The 12,027-nt window shown below is 65.7% G+C and carries 5 protein-coding genes and 1 tRNA gene; 3 read left to right on the top strand and 3 right to left on the bottom strand.

Going from position 1 to position 12,027, the window contains the following annotated elements; translation table 11 throughout:
- Positions 1-184 precede the first annotated feature (184 nt).
- Positions 185-258: transfer RNA gene (locus ACR9ZG_RS14915), tRNA-Pro, on the top strand.
- A 204-nt stretch (positions 259-462) separates the two neighbouring features.
- Here ACR9ZG_RS14915 and ACR9ZG_RS14910 read toward each other — a convergent pair.
- The 3 genes from ACR9ZG_RS14910 to ACR9ZG_RS14900 form a co-directional block, all read right to left on the bottom strand.
- A complete protein-coding gene (locus ACR9ZG_RS14910) occupies positions 463-4,674 on the bottom strand; it encodes an nSTAND1 domain-containing NTPase (protein WP_481285634.1) in 4,212 nt (1,403 codons plus the stop codon).
- Positions 4,675-6,179: 1,505 nt separating this feature from the next.
- On the bottom strand, positions 6,180-7,727 hold the full coding sequence (locus tag ACR9ZG_RS14905) for a restriction endonuclease subunit S domain-containing protein (protein ID WP_481285633.1): 1,548 nt from the start codon (positions 7,725-7,727) through the stop codon (positions 6,180-6,182).
- Positions 7,714-9,534, bottom strand: coding sequence for a type I restriction-modification system subunit M (locus tag ACR9ZG_RS14900; RefSeq protein ID WP_481285632.1), 1,821 nt, complete (start codon positions 9,532-9,534; stop codon positions 7,714-7,716). Before ACR9ZG_RS14900 ends, ACR9ZG_RS14905 begins: the two co-directional genes overlap by 14 nt.
- A 252-nt stretch (positions 9,535-9,786) precedes the next feature.
- On the opposite strand from ACR9ZG_RS14900, the gene ACR9ZG_RS14895 reads away from it, so the two are divergent.
- Together ACR9ZG_RS14895 and ACR9ZG_RS14890 are read left to right on the top strand one after the other, a co-directional pair.
- Positions 9,787-10,329, top strand: coding sequence for a PadR family transcriptional regulator (locus tag ACR9ZG_RS14895; protein WP_481285631.1), 543 nt, complete (start codon positions 9,787-9,789; stop codon positions 10,327-10,329).
- 60 nt (positions 10,330-10,389) lie between these two features.
- On the top strand, positions 10,390-12,027 hold a 1,638-nt coding region (locus tag ACR9ZG_RS14890), incomplete at its 3' end, for an ABC1 kinase family protein (protein ID WP_481285630.1).

Here is a 12,027-nt window from a genome sequence, read left to right as displayed (position 1 = left end):
TTTTTTTTTCCTCCCCCCGCGGGCGGGGGGGGGGGGTGGGGGGGGGGGGGGGGGGGGGGGGGGGGGGGGGGGGGGGGGGGGGGGGGGGCGGGGGCCGGGGGTCGGCCCCCCCCCCCCCCCCCCCGACACGCTAAGATAGGGGAGTTGCCTTGCTTGGTGCGGAAACGCCTGGGCGGGGCAGCAACGGGCTGTGGCGCAGTTTGGTAGCGCACTTGACTGGGGGTCAAGGGGTCGCAGGTTCAAATCCTGTCAGCCCGACGCAACGAAAAAGCCGGTGGAGCACGAAGGTCGCAAAGCGACCACGTGCTCCACCGGCTTTTTCGTTGCTCGCTGCTGTCTAATGGGGTCCCCGCCGCGAGGGGGCCCCGGGCGACGTCTCTCGCGCAGCGAGATGCGGCGTCCGGGGGAGCGGTGGGGCGCAGCCTGGTGACACCCGTGGAGAACGCAGACAAGCGCCAGCCGTCACCCCCCGCTCCCCAACACCGCACACGTCTCCACCCGCTCCTCCCCGGGGAAGTACGTAGCCCACTCCTCCTCCGTCAGCTCCCGCCCCGCCAGTGCGCACGCCTGCGACGCCTGCTCGGCCGGGCGCAGGTCCCAGACGCGGATGCCGTCGGGGAGCGCCTCGAGCAGGGTGTCGCCGTCGGCGGTGAGGTACCCACCGCGCAGACGCACCCCCGGGGCGTCGCTGTCGACCGGAGTGGCGAGCGCGATGTCCGCCGTCAGGTCGTAGAGCGTGAGCGCGTTGTTGTAGCCGACGTTGAGGAGGGTGCGACCGTCGGCGCTGACGGAGGTCAGCTGGCTGCCACCGATCGCTCGGGCGAGGGCCGAGATCGGCTGGAGCGTGTGGAGGTCGTAGCGGCGCGCATAGTCCGCCGCGACGCCGATCAGTTGGTCGCCGTCGAGCGCGTGGCTCGAATCGAGGTCGTGGAGGCCGCGGACGAGGAGCCGTCCGGTCGAGATGTCGAAGACACCGGTCTCCGAGTCACCCGGGACGACCGACCACGTGACCACGGCGAGGGCCGCGTCGTGCGAGTCGTGCGTCTCGCTCGCCGAGAGGACTTCGAATCCATCGTCCGGCACGGCCATGGCCGGCCCGAGGGGCTTGCCCGTGGACGGGTCGAAGGCGACGATGCCGTCCGGCCACCAGGCGAAGGCGGGAGGGTCCCATCCGCCGGGCAGGACGTTGAAGGCGCTCGGCAGTCCGGGGATGCGCAGCGGAATCCTTTCGCCTGTTGCTCGGCGCTCCAGCCGCGGCTCGCCCGAATGCTTCTCCGGGTCATAGTGGGCGTACTCCGCCACGACACCGGAGCCGAGCGGAACGATCAGGTCCTCCTCCTCGCCGACCGGGGCGTCGCGCTCCAGGTCCCACAGTCGCATGCGCCCGCCCCCGCCGACGGGCTGGGTGACGACGACCGATCCTCCCGCCTCCGGACCGTCCACGAGTTCGCGCCCCTTCGCGACGACGTCCGCGCCGGTGCCACCTCCGTCGATCCGCCAGCGCATCCAGATCGGAGGTTGCCCCACGGCCGCGAGGAGGGTGCTGTCGTCGATCGTCTCGAACCTCGGGAACTCGTCCAGCTGAAGCGCGGCGACCTGCCCTCTCCGTGTTTCGCCCGTCGCCAGATCGACGAGGGCGACCCCTTCGTAGGACCCGCACGCGATCGTCGTGTCCGTGGCGAGGTGCAGGGAGTAGCAGTTCCGCGTCGGATCGGGGAACCGTCGCCAGAGGGTCTCACCCGTGGCGAGGAGGACGCGCACCGTACCGTCCCATCCCGTCGTCACGACGCCTCCCCGGCCGTCGGTGATCACGTCCATGCTCGACACGTCCCCCTCGAGCGGGATGGTTCGGACCAGCGCGAGCGTCGCGCGATCGTACAGGCGGAGCTGGTCGCCCGCGCCGACGGCGACGAGGCCGTCGTCGACGAGCGTCACGCCATAGAAGTTCTCGATCCCTTTCGGATGGTCGTCCAAGGTGGCAGCGCTCGAGCGCACCTCACCCGTTGTCGCGTCGACCGCGATGATGTCCGCAGTGACCGGTTGCGCGACGTAGAGAGTCCGGTCCGCTGCGTCGAAGGTCATCGTCCCCGACAACGGCGAGCGAACGAGCCCCGTGCTGGGCAGCGGCTTCCCGGTCGTGAGATCCAGGAACGTGAGGTGCTCCCAGCAGCACTCGTCGGTGTTCGAGGGGTCCGGGTAGACAGGCGACTGGATCGCCGCGACGGATCCGTCGGAACTGACCTCGACGGCGCGGCCCCAGCCCGACGGCGTATCGGGGAGACCGAGCTCGAACGTCCGGAGCACGTCGCCCGTGGCGACATCGACGACCTCGGCGGCGGGGTGTCCTGCTCGATCCTGGCCGGACGAGACGTGCAGCGCCGTCCCCGTGCCCGGGAGCATGTCCATCGAGGGGAGGATCGCGCCTTTGTCATGGTGCATGTCGACCAGGCCGGCCGAGCTCGTCATGACCCCCCAGAGCGCGGAGCGCGTCCGCGCGTCGTCGGGCCACCGCCGGTACGTCTCCGCCGCGAGGAGTGCGGCCGTCTCGCGGTCGTTGTCGAGCAGCGACAGGGACGTCGCCACGAGCGCCTCGATGCGAGCATCCTCTGCAGCACGACCCGCCTCCCCGCCTCGCACGGCAGCGAGTCCTCCGCCGAAGACCGCCGCGACCAGCAGCACGCCCGCACCCGCCATCGCCCACCGCAGCCACCGGTTGTTGCGCTTGTCGCGGGCGGCGCGCCGCGCCAGTTCCCGTATCTCGTCCTGCTCCCGTTCCGCGGACGCATCGAGGAACTCCCGCTCCACCGTCGTGAGATCCGGCTCCGACCCGTCTCGCCAGTCCAGCGCTGCCTGCAGCCGGGCGCCGCGCAAGAGATCATCGTCCCGCCGCCCGGAACCGTTCCACAGCTCTGCCGCGGTGGCGACGGTCGCCACGAGGCGAGCGCCCTCGGCATCCTCTTCCAGCCACTGGTCCAGGCGCGGCCACGCCGTCGCGAGCGCCTCGTGAGCGACCGTGACCTCGTCGCCGTCGGTCGTGAGCAGCCGGGCGGCCACGAGGCGGTTGAGCACGCCACGCCAGGCCGGGTCGGCGACGAGGGGCGCGAGCGAGGCGGTGCGTCGCACGGACGCGCCATCGGCTCCGCGGTGCACGAGGCGAAGCATGAGTGAGCGGCATGCGGCGGCGCTGTGGGCGTCGAGGGAGCGGTACAGCGTCTCGGCCGACTGGGCGATGGCGCCGGTGATGCCACCGGATGCCTCGTACCCGGCCACCGTCAGCGTCGCTCCCTCGCGTCGGACCCAGGTCTCCTCCAGGGCGTGCGAGACGTGGGGGAGGGTGGTGCGCCGGTCAGCGGCATCCCGCACGATCACCTCGACCAGCCCCGGCTCGATCCGCAGGCCGGCACGGGCGGCCGGGCGCTCGATCGCCTCACGCAGACCGTCGGCATCGAGCGGCCCGATGGCGTACACGCCACGGCCGACCAGAGCGCCGATGTGCGGGAGACCCGTCGCGCGGTCGAGGAAGTCGCTGCGCAGCGTCATCAGCACGATCGACCCGCCGGCGAGCACGTCCGCAACGATCCTGCACAGGTCATCGCGTTCGCGCTCGGGGAGTTGGAGGATCGCCTCGGCTTGATCGACGACCACGATATCGGCGCGTCCACCGGCAGCGATTGTCGCGCGCAGGGCAGTCGCGGCATCCCGACCCGCCGTGATCACCACGGTGCGCCGCCCGTCGGCGATGCGCGGCAGAAGCCCGGCCAGCACGAGTGAGGACTTGCCCGATCCGGAGGCGCCCACCACGACGGTGAGCGACCCCTCGCGCACGCGCTGGCGCATGGCATCGATGTCGGGATCTCGTCCGAAGAAGTCCTCCGTATCGGCGGGTGAGAAGGGCTGGAGGCCGCGGTAGGGGCAGACGTCGCTCACGCGGTGCAGCGGCTTGGCCGGGGTCAGTGCCGGATCCTGCTGCAGCATCGACGCTTCGAGCGCACGCAGCCGATCACCGATGTCGATGCCGAGGTCGTCCGCGAGCCGCGTCCGCGCGGACCGGACGCTCGACAGCGCCTCGGCTTGCCGGCCGGCACGGTAGTTGGCGATCGCGAGGATCGCCCACCGGTTCTCGCGCAGCGGCGACTCGCGCACCAGCCGCTCCGCGTCGGCGACGACGGCGCTGTGCTCGCCCTCCGCGAGCCGGGACTCGAGCAGCTCCTCCTCGATGCTGCGACGGATCTCGATCAGCCTCTCGGCCTCGACGGCAGCCGGTTCCCAGTCGGCGAGCTCGGGGTACGGTCCGCCGCGCCACATCGCGAGCGCCCGCCGGTACGCGGCCACCGCCCGGTCGTTCTCGTCGTGCATCGCGTGCTTGCGAGCGTCGGAGACCAGCCGTTCGAACTCGAATGCATCGATCGTCGCCGGGTCGAGCCCGAGGATGTACTCCGAGCCGCGGGTGATCACCGCGCCGGATCCGAGGTCGGCGCGGATCCGCGCCACCGCTGTCTTGACCTGCTGAGCCCAGGTGCGCGGGAGGTCCGCCCCCCAGTACGCCTCGGCCAGCTCGCCGGTGGCCACGGAACGCCCCGCCAGCACGATCAGCGCAGAGAGCACGACGCGCTCCCGCGGACTCAGGGTGTGCTCGGTGCCGGTATCCAACGGACCGAGAACTTTCACGGTCATGAGGACAGTGTGAGCGCGATCCGGAAGGCCGGCAACGCTCGTCGCTGGGGGCGAGTACCGGATGAGTACCGGGTGAGGAGGGATCGAGTACCGGGCGGCGTGATGGTGGACGCATGCACGTCTTCGGCCTCTTCTGAGAAGGGAAGATCATGAACTACGAGACTTTCGTCGCCTTCCGCGCCGACTCCCATCGCGCGGCGAGCCTGGAACGCGAGAATGAGCTGCGCCGGTCGCAGGGGGACCGGGGGACGACCGTGTCGCCACGCAGACCGGTCGTCGAGGTGCGGCGCAGGCTGGGCGTCGCTTGGTGGGCGGTTTTCGGGCGGAGCGGTCATGGGCATCGCCCTGTGGCGCATTTGTGATTCGCGTAGTGTGAGCCCGCGCTGCTCGCTGAGTGTCCCCGCCGTAGCCGTGCCACTTGTTGGGGGCTCTCGGTGTCCGCGACGCCGCGCTAGCCTCGTCGAGAGCGAGGAGGTCTCTTGTCTTCGGTTGCTGAACCGGTGAAGCGGGTCTGTCCGGAGTGCAACAAGGCCGTTCGCGTCGGGCTCGTGACACAAGCGCTTCTGCCGCACGGTCTTCGTTCGGGTGTCGAGTGCCCGGGAGTGGGGCTCGGCCCGGAGCACTCCAGGCCACTCGGTTCGAAGAAGCCGAAACCGGAAGACCAAGTCACTGGCGCAACCCGGCGAACCGCGACGACGACGGCCTCAAAGACGAAGCGCCGTGAGCCGAAGGTCGGCCCCGACCCCTGGAAGGACATCCCGCCGGCCCCTCGGGCCGCTGCTGAGCGGCTCCCCTTCAACGAGTTCGACCGGGAAGAGAAGTTGCTGCGGCGCGCCCTGCGACTGGAGGAGTTCGGCGGCGCCACGAGCGTGAGAGCTCGGTCGGGAGGACTTCCGGGAACCTGCCGACGATAGTTCGAAGCGAGCATCGAGAGTTGAATGGACGGCCAGCCCCCCTTAGCGGCCAGTGCGATTCTGGGCTCGCCCAGGTTCCGGTTCAGACTGTGGCGTCGAGATTCGAGTGCATCCATGAAGTGATGCTCGGCCTGGCCGATATACCGTGCGGGCGTCGCGGAGTCGAACACTCGAAGCAGCGGTAACCGGAAGTCCGCCGGGTCGCTCCGCCGCAGTTCGACGTTGTCGCCGTGACCGTTGGTGGCGTAGGCGCTCCAGCGCTGACGGATTCTCTCTGCGCCGTAAGCCTTGACTACGTATTGACGGCCTGCGTCGTGACGATCGCAGTGGTCCGCATCGTCCTGGCGGCCATCGGAGTCGGCGCCCGGATTACCTTCGAAGTAGATTGAGCCGGTTTAGGCGCACGGCGAGTCCCGGCCACGCGGCACGGTTCAGTGCCCGAGAACGCGGTACATGCACTGTCGCTGCGTTCCCCGGTCGACGCTCGAATCAAGAACCTTCGGAGGAAGGTGCCTTCCGATGGTCAGAGCGGACAATATGGTGAACGCGCGGTGGAGTTACGGCGTGGCCGACCTCGTCCGGCGTCAGCGCCTAAGCCATTTGCATATCGGCAGCCTTCGTAGCGTCCGACGTCGCGGCCGCGTCTGGCTCGTCGCGACGGGACTGAGAGATGCGAGCGGCCAGGTCACGTATCGTCTCTCGTGCACCGATTCGATTCATGACCGCTTCCTTGACGGCTTGCGCGATTTCGTCACGAAGTCCGAGATCCTTGGGGATGGGAATTATCACATCCCGATACCGTTGGCCCATCGTGTCGATCACGTCACGGGTGAACTGTTTTGATCGAAATTGACGCTTCACGATGAAAGTGTTCAGAAGCGCGAGCACAAGAAACGGCGATAACCGCTCGGCGTCAACCCGGACGCGAATGAGACCACCGCTAAACCGTGCTCGCGCGTCGTAGTGAGTCACGATGCACGATGATCCAACTAGGTATGTTCCGTCGCGAACCAGCAAGATATCTTCTGGCTGCAGGCTTTGCTTGCCCGCATACTCTTCATAGATGGCTTCAGAAATGCCCTGCTTGGGGTTAGCAGCTACCTCAAGGTTCGCAAAATCGCTGGTTCGCAAGAACGGAATATCACCGGTGCCGTACGCGGCTTTCCCGGGTTCGTCGCCAGTCCCTATATCCAGCGTTCCTTGCTCGATGAGTTGCGAAATTGTGACTAGGTCGCAGGTATGACGCAAGTCATCCAGCTCCATTTGGATTGTCGGGTCATAGTACTTCGGGAGATAGATGTGGTCTTTGACCTCTGATGATGACATCCATCTGTGATTGAACACACCAAACTCAGAAGTTACGGCGCGCTGGCGAAGAGCAGCTGTGCGTTCCTCGGGAGTCAACGCACCAAACCGCGACACTGCACCTGCCCTGCCATCCAAGATCGCCTCTTCGATGAGAGTTGGCAGGTGCTGGATTAAAGCCTTGCCGCTAGCACGTGTGCGCAAAGCCCGAGCGCATTCTTCGCTAAAGGACTGCACGCTCGCGTCATCGCGAGGGATCGCGATACGGACCTCGAAGAAGCGCTGACCGATTGTGTCTATTGTGTCGGCTGTAAATTGCTTCGAGCGAATCTGCCGCAGAGCGAGCGGGGAATTGAGAGCGAGGAAAAGAACCTCGGGCGTAATTCGCGACTTCTCCGTGACCCTAATTCGAATCACGTGGGATTGAAACAACATGCGACCATCGGCTTCTGTTACGACCGCTGAGCGCCCTATGAGGTAAGTGCCGTCGCGGACGAACAGAATATCACCGGGCCGGACGTCTTGTCGTCTTGAGAACGCCGAGTAGATCTCCTCGGAGACGCCCTGCTTCGGAGAGGTTTTTAGCTCGTAATTGGCGATATCACTGGTTCGAACGAAGGGAATGTCACCCGTTCCATAGGCGTCTTTTCCAATTTCATGCCCTGTGGAAACCTGGATCGCACCACCTTCTGCGAGATCCGAAAGCGCCATGATGTGGTGAGTCGGTGCGAGCGCCGCGATCTCGGCGTCGATCGTCGGATCGTAGTACTTCGGGATGTAGATGCCGCTCGTTAGGTCCTTAGATGCCTTCCAGAAGGCTTTAATGCTTCGCACTCTCAGAGCCCTTCTTGAATAGAGGAGCGACCAGTGGAATCTCATCCAGTACCTCGCGCTCGCCCCATTGATTGACTCGATATGTGGTGTTGCCGCGGCTGTCGTGCCCGCACCACTTCACGTCACATAGAAATACGTCGTGCGGCGACGGAGTGTCAGTCCGCTCCAGTATTACTACACACGTTTTTGCGTGGGTGAAGGGCTGGAAGAGGTCCTCGGGAAGAGTGACAACCGCCTTTATGTTGGCTCGTCTGGTTATATAGTCGACCACGTACCGGTATTTAGGCATGCCAAAGATGGACTCCAGCAGCACGATTCCTGCCCGACCCCCTGGCTTGAGCAGATCTAAGATTCGCTCAATGAATAGGAGTTGGGGCGCCTGCTTGGCGAGAACTTTGTCCTGCTTCACGAATTGACCGTCGATCTCTTTCCATTCGTGCCCTAGATCATAAGTCTCTAGAATACTCGCTGATTCGATCGCGATGCTCTTTCCGTATGGTGGGTTCGCGACGACGACGTCATATTGACCCATGGACAGAGTAGCTTTGGTCTTATCGTCCCAGTTGTCGGGAGACTCAAGACTGTTTTCGTTGAACACTCCGCCCCGGCCGTCGCCTAGCAGCGCCATATATGACTTGGCCACCTTCGTCAGGAAGCCGTCTTTATCAACCCCATGGATTTTCGTTGCGGCGGCGCTCTTCGCGCGATCTGCTTCGCCTGCTGGCCAATTCATTTCTGAGGCCTTAGCGTCGATGCGCCTGTAGATGTGGCGCAGCGCGGACGTTAGAAATCCACCAGACCCGCAAGCAGGATCGATAATTTTCTCTTTTTCCGTCGGGTCCAGCATGTCCATTACCATCTCTACGACGTTTCGTGGGGTAAAAAATTGCCCCTGTGACCCCTTCAAGGCAGGACCGATGAATGTCTCGAAGGCTTCGCCCACGGCATCACGGCTACTCTCGTTCAACGAGTAGCGTTGCAGCGCAGCAACGACGTAGCGCAGAGACGCTGGGTCCAGAGATATCTCGTCCTCCGGTGCGAAGACATCATCGTATTCGTTTTTCGCTTGCGCAAAGCGCTCAACGATGCGCTTCTTGACGGAGGTGGCGTCCTCGTCGATTCCCGCGCGGAACGTGACAATATCGTCCGGTCGAGTAAAGCGCTCATCAAAGATCTTGCAGAAAATTACGTTGATTACCTGCTGAGCAATAGATGTGTCGAGTGTGATGCCGACCGCGTTGGCTGCAAGATAGTTGTGTATTGAGCGGAAAATGCTCTTTAGATTACTTGCGGGTTTAAGATCGGATCGTTTGAACTCGCCAATATCCTGCCACCGCTGCCCGTACTCCGGCATCCCGTCGAGGACGTCGAATATGAATTTCCCGTTGTGTACACGCTTTCGAACATATGCGGGCGCGTCCGCGCCGTTGAACCAGACGCCGAGCTCGGCGTTCGAAAGGCTTAGATACGCCTGGAGTTGTTTGATGCCATCCTTGCGTCCGGGCTTCTTGCATTCAACGATCAGATAGAGGTTGGCTTCTGTGTGATCTTCGGATCGAAAGACCGCAATGTCAACCGGATAGGACTTCCTGCTGTCGCTCGGCGCTGCAGCCACACGATATTGGGGGCGCGTTCTAATGTGGGCTTTCGGATATTGGTAGTCCTCGACAAGCATTTGTGAGAATACTTGCACTGCGTCGCGCTCTTCAGGTGTGTTCTTTACTGTTTTCCCGGAGATGTAGTCTTCAATAAAGTCGGGGTTGGAAATGGGAATTACTTCATCCGTGGCCGGGAGCACATCGGTCATCTTGGTTCCAACTCTTTCAGTGGCGAAGGCCAGCGCCGGTCGGCGCACGCAGGCCTAGGGCGGTCCTCAATGATCAAAGTACAGGCAAGATCGACGCGTTCTCGATTCGCATTGGACGTTCAGCGTGTCGTGGAGCACTGGAAACAATGCTCGCGTCGCGTCACTGCTAGAAATACTGGTCATGAACCTTCCCTCGTGGAGTTGAGCGATATATCGTTAGCTGTCGCTACGCACTCAAGGAGGCTCCCCATCATGAGCACCTCATTCCCCAACAACCCCTTCGGCAGCACCCCCAACGCCGACTCGCTCTGGCAGGCCTTCGAGAGCCTGCGCTCCACCTTCGAGAAGCGCGTCAATCCCCGCATGGGTCGCGGGGACGTGCGCGCCGCCGTGCTCGCGCTGCTCAAGGAGCAGCCCATGCACGGGTACCAGATCATCCGCGAGATCGAGGAGCGCAGCGGTGGGTCGTGGAAGCCGTCCGCCGGGTCCGTCTATCCGACCCTCCAGCTGCTCGCCGATGAGGGGCTGATCATCGCAACCGAGGAGGGCGGGCGCAAGACGTACGCGCTCACCGAGGAGGGGCGGGCCGTCGCCGCCGAGAGCACGGATGTGCCGTGGAGCAGCGGTGACGGTCAGCCGCGAAAGTCGTTCGGCGACCTCCCCAAGGCCGGCATCGAGCTCGCGCAGGCGGCCGCGCAGGTCAACCGCACCGGCAGCGCCGCGCAGGTGCAGGAGGCCGTCGGCGTGCTCGAAGAGGCGCGCCGGAAGCTGTACGCGATCCTGGCGCAGGACTGACGCGAGGTGGCGGCGCCGTCCGACGCGACGACACGGCCTGAAGCGGGCGGGCGGGCCACGGTGCCCGGCGCCGGGAACACGCGCGCCCGCTACCGGCGCATCCTCCGGTTCGCCGGGTGGAACCTCGCCGTCACCTGGTGGTACGAGCTGGTCCTGCCGCGCATCGGGCTCGCGCGCGTCGCCGAGCGCACGCGGTCGCGGCGGATGCGGCGGTTTGCCCGGCGGTTCCACGCGCTCGCCATCGAGCTCGGCGGGCTGATGATCAAGGTCGGGCAGTTCATGTCGTCGCGGCTCGACGTGCTGCCGCCCGAGATCACGGCCGAGCTGGAGGGGCTGCAGGACGAGGTTCCCGCCGTTCCGTTCGCCCAGATCCGGGCGCTGGCGGAGGCGGAGCTGGGCGTTCCGCTGGAGCGCGCGTTCGCCCGCGTCGACGAGACTCCGGTTGCCGCGGCCTCCCTCGGTCAGGCTCATCGCGCGCGGCTCGCGCCGGAGACGGCGGCGGAGGTCGGGCTGGACGACGTCGTCATCAAGGTGCAGCGGCCGGGGATCGACGTGATCGTCGACGTCGACCTCGCGGCGTTGCGGCGGGTCGGGCGGTGGTTGAGCCATGTGCGGCTGGTGTCCGATCGGGTGGATGCGCCGGCGCTGGTCGAGGAGTTCGCGGCTACGAGCCTCCACGAGATCGATTACGTGCACGAGGCCGGAAATGCCGAGCGGTTCGCCGCAGACTTCAGTGGTGATGCGCGCGTGGCTGTGCCGTCGGTCGTGTGGGAGCGGACGACGCGGCGGGTGTTGACGCTCGCCGACGTCACGGCGATCAAGATCACCGACGCGGAGGCGCTGCGGGCGGCGGGGATCGACCCGGCCGACGTGGCGCCGGTGTTCGCGACGGTGATGTTCGATCAGCTGTTCACGAGCGGGTACTTCCACGCGGATCCGCACCCGGGGAACATCTTCGTGACGCCGGTGGCGCCGGGCGTGCCTGCGGCCGGCGACGGCGAGCGGCCGTGGAAGCTGACCTTCATCGACTTCGGGATGATGGGGGAGGTGCCGACGGGCATCCGCCGCGGCCTCCGCAAGCTGCTCATCGCGGCGGCGGCGCGCGACGGCAAGGGGCTCGTGGACGCGATGCGCGACGTTGGCGTGCTGCTGCCGACAGCCGACACGACGGAGCTCGAACGCGCGATGACGCACCTGTTCGCGCGGTTCGGCGGCATGGGATTCGCGGAGCTGCGGGAGGTGGACCCGCGCGAGTTCCGCGACTTCGCGACCGAATTCGGGGATGTGGTGCGGTCGCTGCCGTTCCAGCTGCCGGAGAACTTCCTCCTGATCGTGCGCGCGATGTCGCTGACGTCGGGCGTGTGCAGCGCGCTGGACCCGTCGTTCAACCTGTGGGACTCGGTCGAACCGTACGCGGCGCAACTGCTGCGGGAGGAGCGCGGGAACGTCGCCAGCGACTTCGGGCGGGAGACGCTCGACATCCTCGGGATGCTGTGGCGGCTGCCGCGGCGGGTGGATGCGCTGGTCACGCAGATTTCGGACGGGAAGCTGGAGGTTGCCAATCCGCGGCTCGAGCGGGCCGCGATGCGGTTGGAGAAGACCGGGCGGCGGCTGGTGGCGGCGCTGGTGTTCGGGGCGGTGCTGGTGTCGGGGGCGCTGGTGCGTGGGGAGGATGTGGTGCTCGGGACGGTGTTGATG

This window comes from Leifsonia sp. KNZ12-8B (genome assembly GCF_056755495.1).
Note: the sequence above shows the minus strand (reverse complement) of the source record. Positions and strands in the feature narration are given on the sequence as shown.